Genomic DNA, 23,204 nt, shown 5'->3' with positions numbered 1-23,204 from the left:
GCGCTGCGGGCGAACGCGCCGGCCCAACCTGCACCATCGCGGCGGCGCCGATCCAGGCATGATTGCCGGCGTACAGCGACGCTCACCCTGCCAGGCAAAGACTCGGACATAATCGACGCATGGACCGCTACGAACGCATCAACTCCCTGCATCGCTTGCTCAAGTCGGCACGCTACCCGGTCACGGTGGCGCGGCTGCAGGATGAGCTGAGCTGTTCCCGCGCAACCGTGTATCGCGATCTGGCGTTTCTGCGCGATGCGCTGATGGCGCCGGTGGAAGGCGACGGCGAATCGGGGTTCCGTTATCTCTCCGGCGAAAGCGACCGCTTCGAACTGCCCGGCCTGTGGCTGAGTTCGGAGGAACTGCACGCGCTGCTGGCGTCGCAGCAACTGCTCGCGCGTACCGGCGGTGGGGTGTTGTCCTCGATGCTGGCGCCGCTGCAGCAGCGCATCGAAGGGTTGCTGGCCGCCCAGGCCGGTGTGTCGCAGTGGCCGGTGGACCGGGTGCGGGTGATTCCGCACCGCGGACGCAAGCTCGACGAAGCCAGCTTCCGCACCGTCGCTTCCGGCGTGCTGGAGCGCAAACAGCTGAGCTTCGACTACCGCGCCCGTTCCACCGACGAATCGACCAAGCGCACGGTGTCTCCGCAGCGCATCACCCATTACCGCGACAACTGGTATCTGGACGCCTGGGATCACGGCCGCGATGGCGTGCGCAGCTTTGCAGTGGATCGCATCAATCACGCACGCCTGCTCGAGAGCGTGCCGCGCGATGTGCCCGACAGTGAGCTGGACGAACAATTGGCAGCCAGCTACGGCATCTTTTCCGGCGCGCCCAAGGGCTGGGCCACCATCGTGTTCAGTGCCAAGGCCGCGCGCTGGGTGGCCGACGAGCATTGGCATTCCAAGCAGCAGGGCCGCTTTCTGGCCGATGGCCGTTACGAGCTCAAGGTGCCGTACAGCAATTCGCGCGAACTGTTGATGGATGTGCTGCATTACGGCTCGGATGCGGAGATCGTCGAGCCGGTCTCGCTGCGCGAACAGGCCAAGGCGCTGCTGTCGCTGGCGTTGAGCAATTACGACTGAGCGTGGCGGCGCCTTGCGCCGAATATTCCCGCCTGGCGCGTCCGGTCAGCTGAGGTCCGAAACAGCCGAATCCGGCCCGGCAGCAGGCTGGCACCCCAACATCAGCGCTTGTTGGGCACTTCAAAGCCCAGGCGGTCCACCTGCTCGCGCAACTGCGGCACGCGCTTGAGCTTGTCGGTGTAGATGGAATAGTCGTCGCGCATCTTGTCGACCAGTTGGCGGTACTGGTCGCGGCTCATGTCCGGCTTGCGCGCGAAGATCCAGGCCAGGTCGCGGCCGGGGTAGGAAATCAGCATCCACGAACCGTCCGGTGCGATTTCCAGGATGCGCTGCTTGGCCGGAATGACCTTGTAGAACCACACCCGCCAGTCGCGATTGCCGCTCTCGGCGTCCACCGAGGCGCGTGCGTTGACCGCTTTCTCCGGCTCGCCGAAGCCCTCGCGGTACAGATAGCGCACCGCCACCTTGCCGTCTTCGACCAGGGTGTACTCGTCGCGGCTGGTGACGTGACCGCGCTCCACCGGATTGGGCATGCGCGCAATCACGTACCAGGTGCCCATGATCTTGGACAGATCAACCGCCGGCTCGCTGGCAGGGGCGTCCTTGGCCGATGCCACGGGCAGGCCGAGGACGAACAGAAAAGCGAGGGCGATCGTAACGGTCAGGCGCATCGCAACATCACAAAGGGGCGGTTGGAGCAGCACACTACCGCATGCAGGGGGCAAGTTCGCGTCAACGGTCGGGTCTGGCGCACGCGGCTGCCTCAGGCCGGCAACCGCGCGCCCGGATCCGGGAGAGCGCAACTTGGTGACCAGGCGGTGGTTACGGCGTTGCGGCTGGCGCAGTCGTCCGGCCAGACGGTCTTTCGGGTTTTGCCTCCAGGTCGCAGTCGGTGAGATGGGCGCAGGCAATCCTGCCGGCCTGTTCTGATCCTTCCTGCCACGGAGTGCCGCCATGTCGATTCGTCCTTCCCGTCGTTCCGAACGTCCCGACCCACGCGTGCTGCGCCCGGTCCGGCAGATCGCCCTGGCCGGCCTGGCCCTGGTGCTGGTGTGGCCGGCCGCGCGTGGCCACAGCGAATGGATCGGCTGGCTGCCGCTGTGGCTGGTCGGCATGCCGATGCTGGCCTGGTGGAGCCTGCACCGTTTTGCGTTGCCGACCCTGGTGCGGCCCGGAGCGCGGCGTGGCGCGCCACGTCGGCGCGGGCCGCAGGCGCAACGCCGACGCAGCACTTCGCGTGCGGCGACACAGGCGCGCGCGGCCTGACCTTCGGCAGGGTCGGGCGGCGGAGGGCTATGCTACGTTCCCGGCGTTCGTTCTCCCGGAAATATTCATGTCCAAACTCGCCTCGATCTGCCTGGTTGCCGGTCTGATCACCGCTGGCGCCGTCTCTGCAGAGGAAACCGCCGTGTCCAACGATCCCTACGCCTGGCTGGAAGAGGTCTCCGGCGCCAAGCCGCTGGACTGGGTCAAGGCCCAGAACGCCAGGACCGAGGCGCGCCTGGCCGCCACGCCGGCCTTCAGGCAGATGGAAACCAGCATCCGCGAAGTGCTGGATTCGGATGCGAAGATTCCGGGTGTGCAGAAGATCGGCGAGTACTACTACAACTTCTGGAAGGACAAGCAGCACGAGCGCGGCCTGTGGCGTCGCACCACGCTGGACGAATACCGCAAGCCGGCGCCCAAGTGGGAAACGGTGCTGGACCTGGATGCGCTCAACAAGGCCGAAGGCGAGAACTGGGTCTGGCACGGTGCCGACTGCCTGCGCCCGGATTACCAGCGCTGCCTGATCGCGCTGTCGCGCGGCGGCGCCGATGCCGATGTCACCCGCGAGTTCGACCTGGCCGGCAAGCAGTGGGTCAAGGACGGCTTCTTCCGCCCCGAATCCAAGGGCGGGCTGGGCTGGATCGACCAGGACACCGTGTACGTGTTCACCGATTTCGGTGCCGGCACGATGACCAGCTCCGGCTATCCGCGCATCGCCAAGCAGTGGAAGCGCGGCACTCCGCTCAGCGCCGCCACGGTGGTGTACGAGGGCAAGCCGACCGACATGTACATCGCCGCGATGCACGACGACACGCCCGGATTCGAGCGCGATTTCGTCAGCCGCACGCTGGCCTTCTACAACGAGGAGCTGTATCTCAAGGGCGCCGACGGCAAGCTGGTCAAGGTGGATGCGCCCAACTCGGCCAGCAAGTCGGTCAAGCGGCAATGGCTGACCCTGGAACTGCGCGAACCGTGGACCGTGGCCGGCAAGACCTACAAGGCCGGCTCGCTGCTGGCGACGCGCTTTGACGACTTCATGGCCGGCAAGCGCAGCTTCGATGTGCTGTTCGAGCCCACCGACAGCACCTCGCTGGCGGGCATGGCCTGGACGCGTTCGCACCTGGTGTTGAACGTGCTGGAAGACGTCAAGAACCGCCTGAGCGTGATCACGCCTGCGCAGGATGGCTGGAAGAAGAGCGCCTTCGTCGGTGCGCCGGCATTCGGCACCGTCGACGTCAGCGCGGTGGACAGCGACGACAGCGACGCATTGTGGCTGACCGTCACCGACTACCTGACCCCGACCACCTTGTCGTGGGTGGAGGTGGGCACTGCGCCGCAGCCGCTCAAGGCCATGCCGGCGTTCTTCGATGCCGGCAAGGACAGCATCGAGCAGCACTTTGCCACCAGCAAGGACGGCACCCGCGTGCCGTATTTCCTTGTGCGCCCCAAGGCGTTGAAGCTCGATGGCAGCGCACCGACCCTGCTGTACGGCTACGGCGGTTTCGAGATTTCGATGACGCCGAATTACTCCGGTGGACTGGGCCGCGCCTGGCTGGAAAAGGGCGGCGTCTACGTGGTGGCCAACATCCGCGGCGGTGGCGAATACGGCCCGCGCTGGCACCAGGCCGCGCTCAAGCAGAATCGCCACAAGGCCTACGAAGACATGGCTGCGGTGGCCAAGGACCTGGTTGCGCGCAAGATCACCTCGACCAGGCATCTGGGCGTGCAGGGCGGCAGCAATGGCGGCCTGATGACCGGCAACATGCTGACCCAGTATCCGGAGCTGTTCGGCGCGGTGGTGGTGCAGGTGCCGCTGCTGGACATGAAGCGCTACAGCCATCTGCTGGCCGGTGCCTCGTGGATGGCCGAGTACGGCAACCCGGATACCGACGACTGGAAGTTCATCCAGACCTTCTCGCCGTACCACCTGTTCGACCCGAAGAAGACCTATCCGCCGGTGATCTTCCTGACCTCCACGCGCGACGACCGCGTGCATCCAGGCCACGCGCGCAAGATGGCTGCCAAGATGATCGAGGCCGGCAAGGACGTGACCTACTACGAGAACATCGAAGGCGGCCACGGCGGTGCGGCCAACAACGCGCAGGCAGCGCACATGGCCGCGCTGGCCTACAGCTTCCTGTGGGAGCGGTTGGCGGATTGATGAGGTGTTGATCGAAAGCACTTCCGTAATTCGAGTTGCTTTGATCATGCATTGCGTCGAAAAAAGCCCTGGGCCGAATGGTCCAGGGCTTTTTTGTTAGTTCCTTCTCCCAGCGGGAGAAGGTGCCCGAAGGGCAAATGAGGGTACGTCCGGTCAAAAACGTTGCAAACCGCGCGCGATGCGCTCTACCGCCTGCTCAAGGCGCGGCAGGCTTTGCGTATAGGCGATGCGGACGTGCTGGTTGGCGCGGTGGTGGCCGAAGTCGATGCCAGGGGTGAAGGCGACATGTTCGGTCTCCAGGAAGTGCGCGCAGAAGGCCTGGGCATCGTTCGAGAATGCGCTGATATCGGCATACAGGTAGAACGCACCCTGCGGCTCGACGGCGATGTTCAAGCCCAGTGCGCGCAGCGCGGGCAGCAGGTAATCGCGGCGCTGCTGGAATTCGGCACGGCGCGCTTCGAAGATGGCGATGCTGTCGGGCGTGAAGCAGGCCAGCGCGGCGTGCTGGGCGATCGTGGAGGCGCTGATGTAAAGATTCTGCGCGAGTTTTTCCAGCTCCGGCACCGCTGCGGGCGGGGCGACCAGCCAGCCCAGGCGCCAGCCGGTCATGCCGAAGTACTTGGAAAAACTGTTCAGTACGAAGGCGCTGTCGTCCACTTCCAGCACGCTGTGCGCGTCCATGCCATAGGTCAGGCCGTGGTAGATCTCGTCCACCACCAGGTGGCCGCCGCGTGCGTGCAGCGCTTGCGAGAGGCCGGCCAGTTGCGCGCGCGACAGTACGCTGCCGGTGGGGTTTGCCGGCGAGGCGACCAGTGCGCCGACGCTGTCGGCGTTCCAGCAGGCATCGACCAGGCCTGGCGTCAGTTGGTAATCGGTGTCTGCGCCCACCGGCACCAGTTGCGCGGCACCTTCGACCAGGCGCAGGAAATGCCGGTTGCACGGATAGCCGGGGTCGGCCAGCAGCCAGTGTTTGTCCGGGTCGACCAACAGGCTGCTGGCCAGCAGCAATGCGCCGGAGCCGCCCGGGGTGACCAGGATCCGCTCCGGATCGATGGCACAGCCGTACCGCTGCGCGTAAAACCCGGCGATGGCGGCGCGCAGCGCAGGCAGGCCGCGTGCGGCGGTGTAGCGGGTGTGTCCCGCCGCCAGTGCGGCCTGCCCAGCCGCGACGATCGGTGCGGCGGTGGTGAAATCCGGCTCGCCGATCTCCAGATGGATCACATCGTGGCCGGCCTGCTCCAGCGCATTGGCGCGTGCCAATAGCGCCATCACATGAAACGGGGCGATGTCCCGGCTGCGGCGGCTGTAGCGGGGAACGTGCGAATGTAGGGAGTCCATGCCGAAGAGGATAGAGCAGCATGACCTCGGGCACATGACGCTCCCGGCCGGGCTCTTCCACACTCGGGTACTGGGATGGCATTGCGTTCATCCAACGGACCCCAATCTGATGAAGCCTGTCCTCACTCTTCTGATCGCCAGCCTGATGACCACATCTGTTCCTTCCGCTTTCGCAGCTCTCCCGTCGCCGCCGGACGTGGCCAAGCGTCCGCATGTGGTCAAGGCCCCGTTCGGCGCCACCCGTAACGACGACTACTACTGGCTGCGCGACGACAAGCGCGAGGACAAGGCGATGCTGGCCTATCTCAACGCCGAGAATGCCTACACCGACACGGTGATGGCGCCGCTCAAGCCGCTGGAAGACGCGCTGTATACCGAGATCGTCGGGCGCATCAAGCAGGACGATGCCAGCGTGCCGTATCGCGAGCGTGGCTACTGGTACTACACGCGCTTCGAGGCCGGCAAGGACTACCCGATCCAGGCGCGCCGCAAGGGCAGCATGGACGCGCCGGAACAGGTCCTGCTCGACGTCAACCAGATGGCGCAGGGCAAGGGCTACTTCAGCGTCGGCGATGCGGAAGTGAGCCAGGACAATCGCATCCTGGCCTGGGCCGACGATGCGGTGGGCCGTCGCCAGTACACGATCCGCTTCAAGAACCTGGACACCGGCGAGATCTACGCCGATACGGTGGAAGGCGTGTCGGCCAACGTGGTCTGGGCCGACGACAACAAGACCCTGTTCTATGTCGAAAACGATCCGGAAACGCTGCTCACCGTGCGGGTGAAAAAACACGTGCTGGGCACGCCCTCCAAGGACGACGTGCTGGTCTACGAGGAGAAGGACGACAGCTTCTACATGGGCATCGGCCGTACCCGCGACGACAAGTACATCACCATCGGCGTGGAAAGCACGGTGTCGTCGGAGACGCGTTATGCGCCGGCCGACAATCCCGAGCGGTTCACCTTGCTGGCCAAGCGCGAACGCGATGTCGAATACCACCCCGAGCATTTCGATGGCCGTTGGGTGATCCGCACCAACGCCGATGGCGCCAAGAATTTCAAGCTGGTGACCGCACCCACCGACGCGACCACGCGCACGCAGTGGACCGATTGGGTGGCGCACGATGACAAGGTCTATATCGAAAACTTCGAGCTGTTCGATGGGTTTACTGCGATCGAAGAGCGCTCCGGCGGGCTGGAACGCGTGCGCCTTCAATTCAACAGTCCGCACATGGATGCGGGGGCTCTTGCGGGGGAGCCGCAATACGTCAAGGCCGACGAGCCTGCGTATTCGATGGGCCTGGCGGTCAATTCCGAGCCGGACACCGAGTGGTTGCGCTACAGCTACACCTCGCTGACCACGCCGGCCACCACCTATGAACTCAATACGCGGACCGGCGAGCGCAAGCTGCTCAAGCAGCAGCCGGTGATCGGTTACGACGCCGGCAAGTACGTGACCGAGCGCGTCTGGGTGACCTCGCGCGACGGCGTCAAGGTGCCGGTGTCGCTGGTGTACAAGCGCGGCTTCAAGAAGGACGGCACTGCGGCGTTGTTCCAGTACGCCTACGGCAGCTACGGCATGTCGATGGACCCGGCGTTCAATCTGCCGGCGATCAGCCTGCTGGACCGTGGCGTGGTGTATGCCATCGCGCACATCCGTGGCGGCCAGGAAATGGGCCGCCAGTGGTACGACGACGGCAAGCTGCTGCACAAGAAGAACACCTTCACCGACTTCATCGACGTCACCCGCGGCCTGGTGGCGCAGGGCTACGCTGCCAAGGAACGGGTCGCCGCTTCCGGCGGCAGCGCCGGCGGGTTGCTGATGGGTGCGGTGGCCAACATGGCCCCGCAGGACTACCGCGTGATGGTCGCGCAGGTGCCGTTCGTCGACGTGGTCACCACCATGCTCGATGCCAGCATCCCGCTCACCACCAACGAATACGACGAGTGGGGCAACCCGGAAAAGAAGGCCTATTACGACTACATGCTGTCCTACTCCCCGTACGACAACGTGACCAGGCAGGCCTACCCGGCGCTGTTCGTCGGCACCGGTCTGTGGGATTCGCAGGTGCAGTACTGGGAGCCGGCCAAGTGGGTCGCCAAACTGCGCGACGACGACACCGGCGCCCGGCCGATCGTGTTCCGTACCAACATGGAAGCCGGCCATGGCGGCAAGTCCGGCCGCTTCCGTCGCTACCGCGAACTCGCCGAGTCGTATGCGTTCGTGCTGGATCAGCTCGGGGTCAAGTAGTTGAGGGGCGTGGATTGGGGAGTCGGGATTGGGGATTGGTAAGCAGGACCCTCCCAGCCCTGCGTGCAGACGTACCCTCATCCGCCGTTCGGGCACCTTCTCCCGCTGGGAGAAGGGGATGCCCGGACCATCTCGGCGCCCGCTGGCCGTATCATTTACCCATGACGCGACCGACTCGATTCCGCTGGGCCTGGTGGTTGCTGGCCTACGCCAGCCTGGCGACCGGCATCGTCGGTATCTTCGTACCCGGTCTGCCGACGACCGTGTTCATCCTCATTTCCGCCTGGGCCGCCTCGCACGGCTCCGAGCGGCTGCACACCTGGCTGCTCTCGCACCCGCGCTTCGGCCCGGCGATCGTCGAGTGGCAGACCTATCGCGCGGTCAGCCGCAAGGCCAAGTGGATGGCCACGCTGACCATGGCCGTCTGCGCCGGCATCATGCTGTGGTGCGTGCCGGTGCTCTGGGTCAAGTGCCTGTCGATCGGCAGCATGGCGGTGGTGGCGATCTGGCTGTGGCTGCGCCCCGAGCCGCCGCCGCGCGCGCTGCCTCCCGCACACTGAGCGCACGGCAGTCAGGGTGTTCTGGCTATACTTCGGCCATGAGCATCATGTCCCGACCGTCTGTTCGTCTCGCACTGGTTGGTGCGACCTTTGTCCTGCTTGCCGCCTGCGGCAACAAGGGCCCGCTGGTGATGCCGCAGAAGCCGGTGCCGGTGGAAGCCCAGCCCGTGCTGCAGCCGCCGGACGCGCCGCAACCGCTGGATGAGTCCTCGCCTGCGCCTGCGCCGGTGAACGACGATACGCAGCCCGCGCCCACCACCGACCAGCCCGCTAGCAGCGGCAATGAGCGCTGACGGCCGCAGCGGGCGTCTGCGTTTCACCAAAATGCATGGCGCCGGCAACGATTTCGTGGTGCTGGACCTGCGCGACGGTACGCCGCCGCCGGATGCCGCGCTGGCCGCGCGCCTGGCCGACCGCCATTTCGGGGTGGGCTGCGACCAGATCCTGACCATCGAAACCCCGCGCAGCAGCGAGGCGGTGGCCGCGTACGGGATCTGGAATTCCGACGGTTCGGCCGCGCGTCAATGCGGTAACGGCGCGCGTTGTGTGGCGGCCTGGCTGGTGCGCGACGGCACCGCGCAGGGCGATGATTTCGTCATCGACAGTCCGCTCACCTCACACCGCGTGCAGCGTCTGGACGCCGGCACCTACGCGGTGGCGATGGGCGTGCCGCAGTTCGAGCCCACGCAGATCCCGCTGGCCGGCTTTGCGCGTGCGCGCGAGGAATACGCGCTGCCGGTGCATGGCGAGACCATGCGCTTTGGCGCGGTGTCGATGGGCAACCCGCATGCCGTGGTGGAAGTGGGGCGGGTGGACGCGGCGCCGGTGGAGCGCGTCGGCGCCTTGTTGCAACAGAACGCCGCGTTCCCCGATTCGGTCAATGTCGGCTTTGTGCAGGTCGTCGACCCGACGCACGTGCGCTTGCGCGTGTTCGAGCGCGGCGTCGGCGAAACCCTGGCCTGCGGCAGCGGTGCATGCGCGGCAGCGGCGGTGTTGATGCAGCGCGGCCGTGTCGAGCGCGACGTGCAGGTGTCCTTGCCCGGCGGCGACCTGCGCATCCGTTGGGCCGGCGAACAACAGGACGTCGTGATGTCCGGTCCGGCCGTGTTCGTCTTCGATGGAGAGTGGAACTGATGAGCGAGAACACGGACACATTCAGCGCGCACGAAGTGGCAACCTGGTTGCGGCGCCACCCGACCTTTCTCAAGCAGTTTCCGGATCTGGCGGTGAGTCTGCTGGTGCCGCGCGACGACGGCCCCACCGCCTCGCTGGCCACCTATCAGCTGGAAGTGCTGCGCGACAAGAACCGCGAGCTGTCGCGGCGCCTGCACGAGCTTGGCCACAATGCGCAGGACAACGAGCGCCTGGCGGTGCGCACGCATCAGCTGACCCTGGCGCTGATGCGCCAGACCAGCGCGGCCGGCACGCTCAAGGCGATGGCCGCCGCGCTGGCGGAAGATTTCAATGGCGAACTGGTGCGGCTGGTGCTGCTCAAACCGGTCGCCGGTCTGGATGCCGACTGGCTGCAGGTCATCGCCGCCGATGATGCGCGGCTTGCCCCGTTCCGCGATTGCCTGGGCGACGGCGAGCCGATCTGCGGCCGCCTGCAGGCAGAGAAACACGCGCTGCTGTATGCCGACCAGGCTGCCGAGGTGCAATCCACCGCGCTGCTGCCGTTGCCGGGCGTCGGTTTGATTGCGGTCGGCAGCGGCGACGCCAACCGCTTCTATCCCGGCATGGGTACCTTGTTCCTGCGCATGATGGGCGAGTCCTTGAGCGTGGCGTTGCAACGCTTCGACACATGATGCGCAGCGCAGGGTGCGCCGATGCGTGCGGCCTGCGCTGGATGGCCGCGCAGATGGTGCGGCGGCGAGAAGTCTGAGGTGGCGTCGGCCGACGATTTCCTGGCGTACCTGCAGGTCGAGCGGCAGGTGTCTGCGCATACGCTGGATGCCTATCGCCGCGATCTTGCCGCGTTGGCGAGCTGGGCCGGGGAACAGGCCATCGACGAGGTTGCGCAGCTCGATAGTGCACAGTTGCGGCAGTTCGTCGCGGCCGAGCACCGGCGTGGGTTGTCGCCCAAGAGCCTGCAGCGGCGTCTGTCGGCATGCCGCAGCTACTACGCCTGGTTGCTCAAGCATGGCCGCATTGCCGCAAGCCCGGCGGCGGCGCTGCGTGCGCCCAAGGCGCCGCGCAAATTGCCGCAGGTGCTCGATGCCGATGAAGCGGTGCGTCTGGTCGAAGTGCCGACCGACGCGCCGCTGGGCCTGCGCGATCGCGCCTTGCTGGAGCTGTTCTATTCGTCCGGGCTGCGCCTGAGTGAGCTCTGCGCGCTGCGCTGGCGCGATCTGGATCTGGACAGCGGCTTGGTGATGGTGCTCGGCAAGGGCGGCAAGCAGCGCCTGGTGCCGGTGGGGTCGCATGCGATCGGCGCGCTGCGCGACTGGCTGCGCGACAGCGGCGGACGTGCCGACACGCATGTATTCCCCGGCCGCGCCGGCGGTGCGATTTCGCAGCGCGCAGTGCAGATCCGCATCAAGCAACTGGCGGTGCGCCAGGGCATGTTCAAGGACGTGCATCCGCATATGCTGCGGCACAGCTTTGCCAGCCACATCCTCGAATCTTCTGGCGACCTGCGCGGCGTGCAGGAGTTGCTTGGCCATTCGGATATCGCCACCACGCAGATCTACACGCATCTGGACTTCCAGCATCTGGCCAAGGTCTACGACGCCGCGCATCCGCGGGCCAAGCGCAAGAAAGCTGCCGAGTGAGTGGCACGCAGTGCCCGATGCTGCGATTGACTGGTGCGTAGCGTAAGGATTTGCCGATTGCGTGATGTGCAGCCACAGGCAGTTGATGCACCTCGCTGACCGACCACCGCACGCTCAAGCCCCTTCCCCCCCGGAGAGGGGCTTGAGCGCACTCGGGCGCTGCCATGTCCGAAGACGGCGAGCAGGGCCGGCATGCGCGCGTCACGCTGTGCTTCCACCTCTGGAAGATCGCCATGACCTCGTTTCGTTTGACAGGGCTCGATCCGGCCTTGTTCGCCCATCTGCACGGACTCGATGACGTTGCGTTGACCAATCACCAAGCAGTGCGCGTGATCGCCGATGCCGATCACGGATTTCCGTGTCGTGTCAGCCTGCAGGATGCGCGCGCAGGTGAGCAGTTGCTGCTGCTGCCGTATCTGCACCAAGCTGCCGATTCGCCCTACCGTGCGAGCGGGCCGATCTTTGTGCGTGCCGCAGCGGTGCTTGCGCAGCTGGAACCAGATGCAGTGCCGGCTGCGATCCGATCGCGGCTGATCTCGCTACGGGCTTACGATCATCGCCATCATCTGGTGACCGCCGAGGTGTGTGCAGGCGAACACGTCGCAGCGTGGCTGCACGCGCGTCTGGACGACGCGCAGATCGCCTACGTACATTTGCATCACGCACGTCAGGGCTGTTATGCGTGTCGCGCGGATCGCATCGCAGGCGGTGATCTTGATGGAATTGTCGAGTAAGGCGACGGCGTGTGGTTTGACGTTGGACCTGGGCAACGGATCAGGCAACGTCAGACCCAACACACCATATAGAAACGAGAAGCACGCCTGCTCGAGGAACGCCTGCAAGCGCTTCCGCAGCCAAATGCCGATCTCGAGCAAGCGTTGTCAGGCTGGCTCACCAGCGCAGGCTATCTCGCATGTGAGCTCGCTTCATCCATCTGCTTGAACGCGTTTCCACCACTCGATGCGGCGCATCGTCGCAGCGCGCTTGAACCCGGCAGGGGCGTCCCCACCTCATTGGAAACCCCCGGAGGACCCATGGACCCCAGCCAGAACCCCAACATCGTTCACGCCACCACCATCATTTCGGTTCGGCGTGGTGGGCATGTCGCCGTTGCCGGCGATGGCCAGGTCACCCTCGGCCACACCGTCATGAAGGGCAATGCGCGCAAGGTGCGCCGGCTCGGCCGCGAGGGGCAGGTGCTTGCCGGTTTTGCCGGCGCCGCCGCCGATGCGTTCACCCTGTTCGAGTTGTTCGAGGCCAAGCTGGACAAGCATGGGCAACTGACCCGTGCCGCCGTGGAGCTGGCCAAGGATTGGCGCACCGAGCGCCGCCTGGGCAAGCTCGAAGCGCTGCTCGCGGTTGCCGATAAGGAAACCTCGTTGATCATCAGCGGGACCGGCGATGTGATCGAACCGGAAGACGGCATCATCGCCATCGGTTCGGGCGGCTCGTACGCCTTGTCGGCCGCCCGCGCGCTGCTGGCGCACACCGAACTCGATGCCAAGACCATCGCCACCGAAGCGATCAACATCGCCGGCGATATCTGCATCTATACCAATCGCAACGTGGTGGTCGAAGAGCTGTGAATCGGGAGTGGGGAATCGGGAATCGCAACAGCGGTTTTGGTTCCACCCCGACGACATAGGCTCTTGATTTCGCGCTTGCGATTCCCCTTTCCCCATTCTCGATTCCCCAATGCCAAATTCCGATACTTCAACCATGACTCCGCGCGAAATCGTGCAGGAGCTCGACTGTCATATCGTTGGCCAGCACGATGCCAAGCGTGCGGTTGCCATCGCGCTGCGTAATCGCTGGCGCCGCATGCAGCTGCCCGAAGAGCTGCGCAACGAGGTGATGCCCAAGAACATCCTGATGATCGGCCCGACCGGCGTCGGCAAGACCGAGATCGCGCGGCGTCTGGCCACCTTGGCCAACGCACCGTTCGTCAAGGTCGAAGCCACGCGCTTTACCGAGGTCGGCTATGTCGGCAAGGATGTGGAACAGATCATTCGCGACCTGGCCGACACCTCGGTCAAGCTGTATCGCGAACAGGCCAAGGTGCGCGTGCGCAACCAGGCCGAAGAACGCGCCGAAGACCGCCTCCTGGATGCGTTGCTGCCGCGCCGTGCGGCCGGCATCGGGTTTGACCCGGAGGCGGCGCGCAACGAGCCCTCGTCGCAGGACAACGACACCCGCATCAAGTTCCGCCGCATGCTGCGCAGCGGCGAGCTGGACGAGCGCGAGATCGAGCTGGAAGTGGCGGTCAACGCCAGCATGGACATCATGACCCCGCCGGGCATGGAAGAAATGGGCCAGCAGCTGCGGCAGATGTTCTCCAACCTGGGCAGCGGCAAGTCGCAGAAGCGCAAGCTCACCATCAAGGCCGCGCGCCCGCTGCTGATCGAAGAAGAGGCCGGCAAACTGGTCAACGAAGACGACGTACGCGCGGCGGCGATCGAAGCCTGCGAGCAGCACGGCATCGTGTTTATCGACGAGATCGACAAGGTCGCCAAGCGCGGCGAAGCCGGCTCCAATGGCGGCGATGTCAGTCGCGAAGGCGTGCAGCGCGATCTGCTGCCACTGGTGGAAGGCTCCAACGTGTCGACCAAGTACGGCACGGTCAAGACCGACCATATCCTGTTCATCGCCTCCGGCGCGTTCCATCTGGCCAAGCCCAGCGATCTGATTCCCGAATTGCAGGGCCGTTTTCCGATCCGTGTCGAGTTGACCGCGCTGACCAAGGCCGATTTCGTGCGCATCCTCACCGAGCCCAAGGCGGCGTTGATCAAGCAGTACGAAGCCTTGCTGCAGACCGAAGGCGTGAGTCTGACCTTCGGCGCGGATGCGGTGGAGCGCCTGGCCGAGATCGCCGCGCAGGTCAACGAGCGGCAGGAAAACATCGGCGCGCGCCGCCTGCACACGGTGCTGGAGCGTCTGCTCGATGTGCTGAGCTATGAGGCGCCGGATCGCGGTGGGCAGAGTGTCACTGTCGATGCGGCCTATGTCGACGCGCAGCTCGGCGAGCTGGTGCAGGACCCGGACCTGAGTCGCTACATCCTCTGATCGCAGCACACCTGCATGCCGGTGCCAACGGTCATCAGGTCTGTGTGGAGGCAACCAGAATCGGCGTGTACGCGTTGGACATGCCGATTTCGATTTTGACCGCGCTCGCCTGGCGGTGAGGACGGCGGTGTGGTTAGCCGCATCCTCCCGGATGCAGTCAAACGCTGAGTCGGTCGAGTGCGCGGTGCCCTCACCGCTCGCGGGACACGCCGTGAATCCGTCCGTGGAGGCTCCTTGGCGGCATCCATGCCGCCAAGGGTCCCGCAATCGGCAAGGGCACCGCACCAGGGAGTTGGTCGGTTGTCACGTGAAAAGCCGCTTGTCGCTTGACTTGCTCCGGACATTGCGCCGGCGCATCAGTATCGAACAGTGCGCATCGTGCACTGCTCTTAAGTAAGCACACCGACCATCTCGACTTGGTCCGTGCCCGCCCACCGTCGCGGGACCTTACGCAGCATGGATGCTGCGTAAGAGCCTACAAGGACGTACTTGCGGCGTGTCCCGCGATGGTGGGCGGGCAGGGGCCCTGCAGCCAAGCGGCAGATCAGCCGCCCTGCAGCCGAGCCGCAGATCAGCCGCCTGTAGCGATAACCCCAAATCATCGGCTCTGCAACACAACTGCCTGAAGTCGTCTGTCAGCAGCTCCTAGCGAACAGCATCACGCCACGCGGCTGGCCTTCTCGTTGCAGTCTTTCCTTCCCTCACGTGCCGGGGAAGCCGCCCGAAGAGTGGGTGGAGGCAGCACCTCGGCAGTCATCTGCACCGCACATCCAACCCGCCCACCCTGCAACAAACCGCTCAGTCCTCGCCGATATCCTCGTTCCACACGTCGGGGTTGGCCGAGATATAGCCGCCCAGCAGGTCGATGCATTCCTGGCTCTGCAGGTCGACGACATTGACGCCGTGCTCGCGCAGCCAGGACACGCCGCCCTGGAAGGTGACCGACTCGCCGACCACCACGGTGCCGATATTGAACTGGCGCACCAGCCCGCTGCAGTACCAGCACGGCGCGAGCGTGGTGACCATGATGGTGTCCTTGTAGCGACGCTGCCGGCCGGCCTTGCGGAAGGCATCGGTTTCGCCATGCACGGAGGGATCGTTTTCCTGCACGCGGCGGTTGTGGCCGCAACCGAGCAGACGTCCGTCGTTGTGGTACAGCGCCGCGCCGATCGGGATGCCGCCTTCGGCCAGGCCCTGGCGGGCTTCGGCAATGGCGGTGTCGAGCAGCGCGCGGTAGTCGGGGGTGGTGATCATGCAGGCTCCTGGGTGGCGGCGTCGGCGCGACGCAGCATGTCGATGTGGGGAATGCCGTCTTCCAGATACGGTGCGGACGAGGGCGTGAAACCGTGTGCGGCGTAGAACGCCTGCAGGTGCGCTTGCGCGCCAAGTTGCACGGCGCTGGCGGGCCAAAGCCGGTGCACCAGCCGCAGGCCTTCCTGCAGCAATACGTGTGCAAAACCTTGGTCGCGCTGCGCGGCGGCAATCACCACCCGGCCGATGCTTGGCTCGGGGTAACTCACACCGGGCGGCAGTACGCGCAGATAGGCAACCAGCGCATTGTCGGTGCTGCCGAGCAGATGCAGCACACCCGGCAAGTTGTCCTTGCCATCGAGCTCCGGATACGCGCATTGCTGCTCCACCACGAACACATCCGAGCGCAGCCGCAGCAGCGCGTACAGCTGCGTGGTGCTCAGTTGGTCGAAGCGCAGGCACTGCCAATGCAGCGAAGGTGGGGGTGGGGACGACATCACCGCATGATAGCGGCTGCGTCGCGTCAGTCGACCGCGCTGTCGGTGTCGATCGCCACCACCACCGACATGCCCGGGCGCAGTCGCGGAGCCAGCGCCTGGCCGGGATCGACGCTGATGCGCAGCGGAATGCGCTGGGCGATCTTGACGAAGTTGCCGGTGGCGTTGTCGGCCGGCAATACGCTGAATTCCGAGCCGGCGGCCGGGGAAATTTCCTGCACACGTCCGTGCAGGCGCGCGTTGTCCAGCGCATCCACGGTGAAGCTGGCGCGCTGCCCGATGCGGATCTTGGCCAGCTGGGTTTCCTTGAAATTGGCCACAATCCACAGCGTGTCCGGCACCAGCGACATCAGCTGCGTGCCATTGGTGACGTAGGCGCCCTGGCGCACGCCCAGCTGGCCGAGCTGGCCATCGCGCGGGGCCAAGATGCGCGTGTTGTCCAGATTGATCTGCGCCAGTTGTACGGCCGCCTGCGCGTTGGCCACCGCCGCTTCCAGGGCGGCGCGGTTGACGGTGACGCTGCGTGCATTCTCTTCGGCGGCCTGCACGGCGGCGCGCGCCTGTGCCACGCCGGCATCGGCCTGCGCACGTGCGGCGAAGGCGGTGTCGCGATCCTGTTCGGATACCAGTTTCTGGTCGGCCAGCTGCTGCGTGCGCGCATACGCCGAGCGGCTGCGGTCGCGCTGAGCCTGATTGCTGTTCAGTGCGGCGCGTTGTTCGGCGATGGTGGCATCGGCGCTATGCCGCTGCTGGTCCCAGTTGGACAGGTTGGCCTGCGCGGTCTGCAGCTGCGCCCTGGCCTGTTCGAGCTGCTGGGCATAGATGCGTTCGTCGATCCTGGCCAGCAGCTGGCCCTGCTTGACGTGGGCGAAGTCCTGTACCGGCACCTCGGTGACATAGCCGCTGACCTGCGGCGCGATCACGGTGATCTGGCCATGCACCATCGCGTTCTCGGTGCGCTCGACGGCGCTGACGAACGGCGGCAACCGCCATGCATACAGCACCAGTGCGACGCCGAGCAGGGCCAGCCCGCCGAAGCCGATCACGCCACCGATGCGGCGCCGCCTGCGACGTTGCAGATCGGCAGGAGAGGTTGAAGCTGCAGGTGTATTCATGGGCGCGCGGTGGAAGCAGGAGAGGGGGACGAAGCGGGTGGGCGCAGATAACGCCGCCACACCAGCACGGACAGGATCCACAGCCCGGTGGCGATGGCGATGCAGCCGATCAACAGGAACACGTCGTTGTAGGCGAGCACATTGGCTTCGCGCGTGGCCACGCTGCCCAGGGCGCGCACGCCCTGGGCCTGGCGCAGGGCCGGGTCGCCGATGCTGCGGCCGTACAGCGCGGCATAGGTCTGCACGCGCGCGGCCACTTGCGGGTCGGTCAATGCCAGATGTTCGACCAGCTGGTTGGAATGGTATTTCTCGCGCACGACCTGCACGGTGCCGAGCAACGCGCTGCCGAGCAGGCCGCCCATGTTCTGTGCCATGCCGAACAGCACGATGAAGCTGATCAGATTGCCCGGCTGCGCGATCACCCGGCCCAGCCCGGCCACCATCGCCGGGCCGATGAAGAAGGTGCTGCCAAACGCGAGCAGGAACTGGCTGACATACATCTGCTCCGGGCGGGTGAGGCTGGTGGCGTCGGCATCCATGAAACAGCCGATGCAGATCGCCGCCACCGCAATGATCAGATGCTCGGCCACCCGCGCCGGATTGATCAGCCACGCGCTGGCGGCCACGCCGACCACTGCGCCCAGCAACATCAGCGCGAACAGGGTCTGTAGCTGCGTGTTGGCCAGCCCCAGGGTCTGGAAGAAGCCGATCGCGCCGGTGCTCTGCTCGGACAGCACCAGCCGGATCAGCAGGATCGCCAGGCCCAGCCGCAGCATGTCGCCGCTGGCCAGCCAGCGCGTGTTGATCATCGGGTTGCGGCGGTTGTGCTCGATCCATGCCGCCGTGCACAGCAGCACGATGGAGGCCGCTAGCACCACGCCCAGCCACGGCGTGCTGGTCCACCACAGCAGCCGCCCCAACGACAGCACCGCCGCCAGCCCGGCCGAACCGGCCGCAAACAGGCTGAAGGTGAGGAAATCCAGCGGCTCGAACACGCGATAGCGGTCGCTGGGCGGCAGCTTGAGCGCCAGCACACAGGCCAGCGCGAACACCGCCAGGCCCAGTTCGAACAGGTACAGACCCTGCCACTGCGCAAATTCCAGCAGGTCGGTGGAGAACACCCGCGCCAATGGCAGTGCCAGCTGGGTCACCCCCAGCCCGGTTACCACCGCCTTGAGCCGGTACCTGGCCGGAAACGCCTGGATCACGTAATACAGCCCCAGCGAGCTGAGCGCGGCGCCCACCAATCCATGCGCGGCACGCACGGTGATCGCCGAGCTCAGGCTGTGCACGAACAGATGCGCGAAGGCGATGACCGCATACAGCGCCAGGAAGATCTCGGTGAAGCGCCGCAGCCCGAACTGCTGGCGGAACTTCACCAGCAGCAGGTTGGCCGACATGTTGGTCATCACATAGGCGGCCGGCAGCCAGGCCATTTCGGTGGCGTAGGCGCCCAGCGTGCCCTGCAGATAGGTCAGGTTGGCGGTGACCAGCGCATTGCTCAGCCCGCCGGTCAGCGCCACCACCACGCCCACCAGCCCGTACTGGATGCGGCGCCGGGTGGAGTGCAGGGGGGTGGAGGCCGACCCGGGCAGGGTGGGCTTCTCGTGGGGCTGCCAGTCGCGCTGGACGTACTTGTCGTGCACGCAAGGCTCGCAGGGCCGGTCGCAGGGAAGGCGGCGATTGTGGTCCGGTTGCGGTCATGGCGGCGTCAGCAGTGCGATAATCCGCCCATGAGCGAATCTCCCTATACCTCCGGTACCACCCATTTCGGCTTCCGCGATGTCGCTGCCAAGGACAAGCAGAAACTGGTCGGCGAAGTGTTCACCTCGGTCGCGCGCAACTACGACCTGATGAACGATCTGATGAGTCTGGGCGTGCACCGCGCATGGAAACGCTACTTCGTGGCGACCGCGCAGGTGAAGCCGGGCGACCGCGTGCTGGACCTGGCCGGCGGCACCGGCGACATCGCCGTGCTGCTCAAGGAGCGCGTCGGCAACGAAGGCGCGGTGGTGCTGGGCGACATCAACGCCGGCATGCTGTCGGTGGGGCGCGACCGGCTGACCAACCGCGGCCTGGTGGCCGGCTTCGATTACGTGCAATGCAATGCCGAGGCGCTGCCGTTCCCGGATCAGAGTTTCGATCTGGTGACCATTTCCTTCGGCCTGCGCAATGTCACCGACAAGGATGCCGCGCTGCGCGAGATGTATCGCGTGTTGAAGGTGGGCGGGCAGGCGCGCGTGCTGGAATTTTCCGAAGTCACCGCCGACTGGTTCAAGCCGATCTACGACTTCCACTCGTTCAAGATCCTGCCCAGGCTGGGTCAGCTGTTCGCACGCGATGCCGACAGCTATCAGTACCTGGCAGAAAGCATCCGCAAGCATCCGCCGCAGGAATCGCTCAAGGGCATGATGGGCGAGGCCGGATTCGCGCGTTGCCACTACAAGAATCTGACCGGCGGCATCGTGGCGATCCACTCCGGCTACAAGATCTGAACCGGATCCGACGCGTCATCGTCTGAGCGTCCAGCCCGGCAAACACCACGGCCGGGCATCGCGCGACCACGCCATGCTCGTGTTCGCTTGCCGCACGATTGCACTGTGCGCAGGTGCGTTTGCCGACAAACTTTTGAGACTCCCGTCGCGTCGGCTCCACCAACGGTCGGCGACACTAGGCGCCCTTTTGCCGGAGACGTGGATGCGCTTGTACGCAGGGTTGTCGCGCGTGTTTCCCCGCTCCTTCAGCGCCAAGCTGCTGGCGGTGACCTTTGTCGGCATCCACCTGCCGCTGCTGTTGTTGATCGCCTGGCTGGCAGCGCAAAGCGAGTTGAGCGGGCGCCCGCTGTGGTCGGTGGTGATCGTGGCGTTGCTGGCCACGCTGGCTGGCACCGCGGCGACCCTGTCGGCCCTGTATCGCCTACTCGCACCGCTGCGCATCGCCGCTGACGCGCTGGATGCGTATTACGCCGATCAACGTCTGCCCAGCCTGCCCGAACATGGCGACGACGAACTGGGGCGGTTGCTGCGCGGAATCAATCGCAGCCTGCGCGGCATCGATGCCGGCATGCGCGATCTGAAGAAACACGCCTTGTTCGACCCGCTGACCGAGGCCTTGAACCGGCGTGGCTGCGAACAGGCAATGTACGACTCGGTTACCTCCGCGCAGCGCGAAGGCTGGCCGTTCGTGCTGTTTGTGCTGGACATGGACAACCTCAAGCCGATCAACGACCGCTTCGGCCATCTGGCCGGCGATCGCGTGCTGGTGCGGCTGGTGGAATCGGCCTACGGCTGGCTGGGTGCGCAGGACTGGATCGGGCGCTGGGGCGGCGACGAATTCCTGATCGGCGTGCATGCCAGCGAGGACGACGCCACGCTCAAGCTCAACCAATGGCTGTCGATGCTCGAACGCGAGGATGCCGACGAAGCGCCGCTGCATGTGAGCGCCGGCAGCGCGGTGTGCGAGCGTGGCCTGGATGCCACCGAGCTGTATCGCCGTGCCGACGCGGCGATGTACCGCGCCAAGTTCTCCGGCGGCCGGCGTCTGGTGCGCGACGGGCATGACAGCCCGCGCAGCCATCCGGTGGTCTAGGCGATCCGGTAAGTCCCCGGCAGCCAGGGAGGGCGCGCCATCTGCGCGGATGCGCGTGCCCCACCCGCGGCCACTGCATCTTCCGCGCGGTGCGCGCCTGCCCATCGGCACGCCGACGATCGGCAGCACCGCTCGCCAAGCGGCTGGCAAGCGCTGGTCTGCCATCGCACGGGCAGGCAACGGCGCGGGGCGTTAAAATGCCCGATTCCCTCGCTGCGGTGCCGTCGATGCGCTTCCCGTTCCTGTCGCTGTCCCTGGCCGTGTCCATTGCGCTGGCCGGCTGTTCCAACGAGTCCACGCCGCCGGCCGCCAGCACCGCTGCGCCGGCCACCACTGCCAAGGCCCCCGTGAAAGCAGATGCCCGCAACCACGACGAAAGCTCCTACGCCCAGCCGCAGCTGGTGGTCATCAAGGATCTGGCGCTGGACCTGAAGCTGGATTTCGACGCCAAGCAGATCGGCGGCACCGCCACCTACACGCTGCAGTGGAAGGACAAGGCCGCCAAGCAGCTGGTGCTGGACACGCGCGAGCTGAGCATTGCGCAGGTACAGGCCGACGACGGCAAGGGCGCGCTGGCGCCGCTGCAGTTTGCGCTGGCGCCGGCCGACAAGACCTTCGGCAGCAAGCTCACCATCGAGGCGCCGAATCAGCCGGCCAAGGTCGTGATCACCTATCACACCGCGCCGACCGCCTCCGGCCTGCAGTGGCTGGAGCCGTCGATGACCGAGGGCAAGCAGTTGCCTTTCATGTTCAGCCAGTCGCAGGCGATCCATGCGCGCAGCTGGGTGCCGTTGCAGGACACCCCGAGCGTACGCTTCACCTATAGCGCGCACGTGACCTCGCGCCCGGACGTGATGGTGCTGATGAGCGCCGACAACGACCCCAAGGCCGCGCGCGACGGCGATTACAGCTTCAAGATGCCCGAGCCGATTCCCTCCTATCTGCTGGCGATCGCCGCCGGCGATATGGTGTTCAAGCCGATTTCCGCGCGCTCGGGCGTGTGGGCCGAGCCGGCCATGGCCGACAAGGCCGCCAAGGAATTCGAAGACACCGAAAAGATGATCGGTGCCGCCGAAAAACTCTATGGCCCGTATCGCTGGGGCCGTTACGACATGCTGGTGCTGCCGCCGTCGTTCCCGTTCGGCGGCATGGAGAATCCGCGCCTGACCTTCGCCACGCCCACCGTGATCGTCGGCGACAAGTCGCTGGTGTCGCTGGTCGCGCACGAGCTGGCGCATAGCTGGTCGGGCAACCTGGTGACCAATGCCAGCTGGAAGGACATCTGGCTCAACGAGGGCTTCACCACCTACGTGCAGGCACGCATCACCGAGGCGCTGTACGGCGCGGAGATGGCCGAGATGGAGCGCGAGATCGACCAGGGCGACCTGCTGGCCGAAGTGAAGGGCATGGCGCCGGCCGACCAGGCGCTGGCGCTGCCGCCGCTGGCCGAGCGCGACCCCGACGAAGCGCTGAGCCAGGTGGCCTACGTCAAGGGCGCATGGTTCCTGCAGTTCCTGGAGCAGCGCTTCGGCCGCGCGGTGTTCGACCCGTTCCTGCGCGGCTGGTTCGACGATCATGCGTTCCAGAGCGCCACCACCGACCAGTTCGTCGATTACCTCAACAAGAACCTGCTGGACAAGCATCCCAACACGGTCAGCGCGGCCGAGGTGGATGCGTGGCTGAAGCAACCGGGCATCCCGGCCTTCGCCGCCAAGGCACGCTCGCGTAGCTTCTCGATCGTGGACACCGCGCGCATCGCCTGGAGCGGCAGCGGCACGCTGCCGAGCAAGCAGGTCACCGGCGAATGGGGCACGCAGGAATGGGTGCACTTCCTCAGCGGCATGGGCGCCACGCTCAAGCCCGAGCAGCTCAAGCAGCTGGATGAGGCCTACCACTTCACCGGCACCCCGAACGGCGAAATCGCCATGCGCTGGTATCCGCTGGCGATCCGCAGCGGCTACACCGATGCGCGCCCCGCTGCAGGCGAGTTCATCGAACGCGTCGGCCGCCGCAAGCTGGTGCTGCCGATCTACGCCGAGTTGTTGAAGACCCCGGACGGCATCGCCTTCGCCGAACAGGCCTTCGAGAAAGCCAAGCCCAGCTACCACCCGATCACCACCGCCTCGGTGGCCGAGATGATCGCCAAGGCCAAGGCGGCACCGCCGACGCAGCCGCAGCCGTAATGGCAGGGGAGGGCGTTGCAGACGCCCTCCCGCCGCTTTCATTGCTGCATCGTGCAGGTGGCACCGTGCCTGCAA

At 65.8% G+C, this 23,204-nt stretch carries 21 protein-coding genes; 15 read left to right on the top strand and 6 right to left on the bottom strand.

Features of this window, described 5'->3' with window-relative positions; genetic code table 11:
- The first annotated feature begins 119 nt into the window (after positions 1–119).
- Positions 120–1,085, top strand: coding sequence for a helix-turn-helix transcriptional regulator (locus XarjCFBP7645_RS18415; protein ID WP_024940221.1), 966 nt, complete (start codon positions 120–122; stop codon positions 1,083–1,085).
- A gap of 101 nt (positions 1,086–1,186) precedes the next feature.
- On the opposite strand, the gene XarjCFBP7645_RS18410 is transcribed toward XarjCFBP7645_RS18415, so the two are convergent.
- On the bottom strand, positions 1,187–1,756 hold the full coding sequence (locus XarjCFBP7645_RS18410; RefSeq protein WP_104538613.1) for a lipocalin family protein: 570 nt from the start codon (positions 1,754–1,756) through the stop codon (positions 1,187–1,189).
- 283 nt (positions 1,757–2,039) lie between these two features.
- Between XarjCFBP7645_RS18410 and XarjCFBP7645_RS18405 the strand changes: the two genes are divergently transcribed.
- Positions 2,040–2,351, top strand: coding sequence for a hypothetical protein (locus XarjCFBP7645_RS18405; RefSeq protein WP_104538612.1), 312 nt, complete (start codon positions 2,040–2,042; stop codon positions 2,349–2,351).
- Between the two features lie 67 nt (positions 2,352–2,418).
- Positions 2,419–4,512: a prolyl oligopeptidase family serine peptidase gene (locus tag XarjCFBP7645_RS18400; protein WP_104538611.1), complete on the top strand. Its 2,094-nt coding sequence runs from the start codon at positions 2,419–2,421 to the stop codon at positions 4,510–4,512.
- Between the two features lie 153 nt (positions 4,513–4,665).
- On the opposite strand, the gene XarjCFBP7645_RS18395 is transcribed toward XarjCFBP7645_RS18400, so the two are convergent.
- Positions 4,666–5,850 carry a pyridoxal phosphate-dependent aminotransferase gene (locus tag XarjCFBP7645_RS18395; RefSeq protein ID WP_104538610.1) on the bottom strand — a complete coding sequence of 395 codons (1,185 nt, stop codon included), beginning with the start codon at positions 5,848–5,850 and terminating at the stop codon, positions 4,666–4,668.
- 109 nt (positions 5,851–5,959) lie between these two features.
- Between XarjCFBP7645_RS18395 and XarjCFBP7645_RS18390 the strand changes: the two genes are divergently transcribed.
- From XarjCFBP7645_RS18390 to hslU, 9 genes are all read left to right on the top strand, one after another.
- Positions 5,960–8,101 (top strand): S9 family peptidase, encoded by a 2,142-nt coding sequence (locus tag XarjCFBP7645_RS18390; protein WP_104538609.1) that lies wholly within the window; start codon positions 5,960–5,962, stop codon positions 8,099–8,101.
- A gap of 161 nt (positions 8,102–8,262) precedes the next feature.
- The gene (locus tag XarjCFBP7645_RS18385; RefSeq protein ID WP_104538608.1) at positions 8,263–8,661 is read left to right on the top strand and encodes a YbaN family protein; all 399 of its coding nucleotides are present in this window, start codon (positions 8,263–8,265) and stop codon (positions 8,659–8,661) included.
- 38 nt (positions 8,662–8,699) lie between these two features.
- Positions 8,700–8,954, top strand: a complete 255-nt coding sequence (lptM, locus tag XarjCFBP7645_RS18380) for an LPS translocon maturation chaperone LptM (RefSeq protein ID WP_104538607.1) — start codon at positions 8,700–8,702, stop codon at positions 8,952–8,954.
- Positions 8,944–9,795, top strand: coding sequence for a diaminopimelate epimerase (gene dapF, locus XarjCFBP7645_RS18375; RefSeq protein WP_104538606.1), 852 nt, complete (start codon positions 8,944–8,946; stop codon positions 9,793–9,795). Before lptM ends, dapF begins: the two co-directional genes overlap by 11 nt.
- On the top strand, positions 9,795–10,466 hold the full coding sequence (locus XarjCFBP7645_RS18370) for a DUF484 family protein (protein ID WP_166775053.1): 672 nt from the start codon (positions 9,795–9,797) through the stop codon (positions 10,464–10,466). Before dapF ends, XarjCFBP7645_RS18370 begins: the two co-directional genes overlap by 1 nt.
- Positions 10,467–10,544: 78 nt before the next feature.
- Positions 10,545–11,432 carry a tyrosine recombinase XerC gene (gene xerC / locus XarjCFBP7645_RS18365; protein WP_104538861.1) on the top strand — a complete coding sequence of 296 codons (888 nt, stop codon included), beginning with the start codon at positions 10,545–10,547 and terminating at the stop codon, positions 11,430–11,432.
- 164 nt (positions 11,433–11,596) lie between these two features.
- Complete coding sequence (locus XarjCFBP7645_RS18360; RefSeq protein ID WP_243849005.1) at positions 11,597–12,166, top strand: DUF1203 domain-containing protein; 570 nt, start codon at positions 11,597–11,599, stop codon at positions 12,164–12,166.
- A 300-nt stretch (positions 12,167–12,466) separates the two neighbouring features.
- Complete coding sequence (hslV, locus tag XarjCFBP7645_RS18355) at positions 12,467–13,018, top strand: ATP-dependent protease subunit HslV (protein ID WP_005997221.1); 552 nt, start codon at positions 12,467–12,469, stop codon at positions 13,016–13,018.
- 109 nt (positions 13,019–13,127) lie between these two features.
- On the top strand, positions 13,128–14,495 hold the full coding sequence (gene hslU / locus XarjCFBP7645_RS18350; protein WP_104538604.1) for an ATP-dependent protease ATPase subunit HslU: 1,368 nt from the start codon (positions 13,128–13,130) through the stop codon (positions 14,493–14,495).
- A 798-nt stretch (positions 14,496–15,293) separates the two neighbouring features.
- On the opposite strand, the gene XarjCFBP7645_RS18340 is transcribed toward hslU, so the two are convergent.
- Genes XarjCFBP7645_RS18340 through XarjCFBP7645_RS18325 form a run of 4 tightly spaced genes read right to left on the bottom strand, consistent with a single transcriptional unit; the run spans position 15,294 to position 19,004 of the window.
- Positions 15,294–15,749 carry a nucleoside deaminase gene (locus XarjCFBP7645_RS18340; RefSeq protein WP_104538603.1) on the bottom strand — a complete coding sequence of 152 codons (456 nt, stop codon included), beginning with the start codon at positions 15,747–15,749 and terminating at the stop codon, positions 15,294–15,296.
- The gene (locus XarjCFBP7645_RS18335; RefSeq protein ID WP_104538602.1) at positions 15,746–16,243 is read right to left on the bottom strand and encodes a GNAT family N-acetyltransferase; all 498 of its coding nucleotides are present in this window, start codon (positions 16,241–16,243) and stop codon (positions 15,746–15,748) included. Before XarjCFBP7645_RS18335 ends, XarjCFBP7645_RS18340 begins: the two co-directional genes overlap by 4 nt.
- A gap of 26 nt (positions 16,244–16,269) precedes the next feature.
- Positions 16,270–17,358, bottom strand: coding sequence for an HlyD family secretion protein (locus XarjCFBP7645_RS18330; RefSeq protein ID WP_104538601.1), 1,089 nt, complete (start codon positions 17,356–17,358; stop codon positions 16,270–16,272).
- Positions 17,355–19,004, bottom strand: coding sequence for an MFS transporter (locus tag XarjCFBP7645_RS18325; protein WP_104538600.1), 1,650 nt, complete (start codon positions 19,002–19,004; stop codon positions 17,355–17,357). Before XarjCFBP7645_RS18325 ends, XarjCFBP7645_RS18330 begins: the two co-directional genes overlap by 4 nt.
- A gap of 87 nt (positions 19,005–19,091) precedes the next feature.
- On the opposite strand from XarjCFBP7645_RS18325, the gene ubiE reads away from it, so the two are divergent.
- The 3 genes from ubiE (at position 19,092) to XarjCFBP7645_RS18310 (ending at position 23,129) form a co-directional block, all read left to right on the top strand.
- Entirely contained in the window at positions 19,092–19,853 is a 762-nt protein-coding gene (gene ubiE, locus XarjCFBP7645_RS18320) for a bifunctional demethylmenaquinone methyltransferase/2-methoxy-6-polyprenyl-1,4-benzoquinol methylase UbiE (protein ID WP_016903622.1), read from the top strand.
- Positions 19,854–20,055: 202 nt separating this feature from the next.
- Positions 20,056–20,946 carry a GGDEF domain-containing protein gene (locus tag XarjCFBP7645_RS18315; protein WP_181126380.1) on the top strand — a complete coding sequence of 297 codons (891 nt, stop codon included), beginning with the start codon at positions 20,056–20,058 and terminating at the stop codon, positions 20,944–20,946.
- Between the two features lie 227 nt (positions 20,947–21,173).
- A complete protein-coding gene (locus XarjCFBP7645_RS18310) occupies positions 21,174–23,129 on the top strand; it encodes a M1 family metallopeptidase (protein ID WP_181126418.1) in 1,956 nt (651 codons plus the stop codon).
- The last annotated feature ends 75 nt before the right edge of the window (positions 23,130–23,204 follow it).

This window comes from Xanthomonas arboricola (genome assembly GCF_002940665.1).
Lineage (GTDB): Bacteria > Pseudomonadota > Gammaproteobacteria > Xanthomonadales > Xanthomonadaceae > Xanthomonas > Xanthomonas arboricola_B.
Note: the sequence above shows the minus strand (reverse complement) of the source record. Positions and strands in the feature narration are given on the sequence as shown.

Coding starts and splice junctions, on each gene's coding strand:
- XarjCFBP7645_RS18405 (WP_104538612.1), top strand. CDS start 2,040: ATGTCGATTCGTCCTTCCCGTCGTTCCGAACGTCCCGACCCACGCGTG.
- XarjCFBP7645_RS18415 (WP_024940221.1), top strand. CDS start 120: ATGGACCGCTACGAACGCATCAACTCCCTGCATCGCTTGCTCAAGTCG.
- dapF (WP_104538606.1), top strand. CDS start 8,944: ATGAGCGCTGACGGCCGCAGCGGGCGTCTGCGTTTCACCAAAATGCAT.
- XarjCFBP7645_RS18360 (WP_243849005.1), top strand. CDS start 11,597: ATGTCCGAAGACGGCGAGCAGGGCCGGCATGCGCGCGTCACGCTGTGC.
- ubiE (WP_016903622.1), top strand. CDS start 19,092: ATGAGCGAATCTCCCTATACCTCCGGTACCACCCATTTCGGCTTCCGC.
- XarjCFBP7645_RS18410 (WP_104538613.1), bottom strand. CDS start 1,756: ATGCGCCTGACCGTTACGATCGCCCTCGCTTTTCTGTTCGTCCTCGGC.
- hslV (WP_005997221.1), top strand. CDS start 12,467: ATGGACCCCAGCCAGAACCCCAACATCGTTCACGCCACCACCATCATT.
- XarjCFBP7645_RS18400 (WP_104538611.1), top strand. CDS start 2,419: ATGTCCAAACTCGCCTCGATCTGCCTGGTTGCCGGTCTGATCACCGCT.
- XarjCFBP7645_RS18395 (WP_104538610.1), bottom strand. CDS start 5,850: ATGGACTCCCTACATTCGCACGTTCCCCGCTACAGCCGCCGCAGCCGG.
- XarjCFBP7645_RS18335 (WP_104538602.1), bottom strand. CDS start 16,243: ATGTCGTCCCCACCCCCACCTTCGCTGCATTGGCAGTGCCTGCGCTTC.
- hslU (WP_104538604.1), top strand. CDS start 13,128: ATGCCAAATTCCGATACTTCAACCATGACTCCGCGCGAAATCGTGCAG.
- XarjCFBP7645_RS18310 (WP_181126418.1), top strand. CDS start 21,174: ATGCGCTTCCCGTTCCTGTCGCTGTCCCTGGCCGTGTCCATTGCGCTG.
- XarjCFBP7645_RS18340 (WP_104538603.1), bottom strand. CDS start 15,749: ATGATCACCACCCCCGACTACCGCGCGCTGCTCGACACCGCCATTGCC.
- XarjCFBP7645_RS18315 (WP_181126380.1), top strand. CDS start 20,056: ATGCGCTTGTACGCAGGGTTGTCGCGCGTGTTTCCCCGCTCCTTCAGC.
- XarjCFBP7645_RS18390 (WP_104538609.1), top strand. CDS start 5,960: ATGAAGCCTGTCCTCACTCTTCTGATCGCCAGCCTGATGACCACATCT.
- XarjCFBP7645_RS18330 (WP_104538601.1), bottom strand. CDS start 17,358: ATGAATACACCTGCAGCTTCAACCTCTCCTGCCGATCTGCAACGTCGC.
- XarjCFBP7645_RS18385 (WP_104538608.1), top strand. CDS start 8,263: ATGACGCGACCGACTCGATTCCGCTGGGCCTGGTGGTTGCTGGCCTAC.
- lptM (WP_104538607.1), top strand. CDS start 8,700: ATGAGCATCATGTCCCGACCGTCTGTTCGTCTCGCACTGGTTGGTGCG.
- XarjCFBP7645_RS18370 (WP_166775053.1), top strand. CDS start 9,795: ATGAGCGAGAACACGGACACATTCAGCGCGCACGAAGTGGCAACCTGG.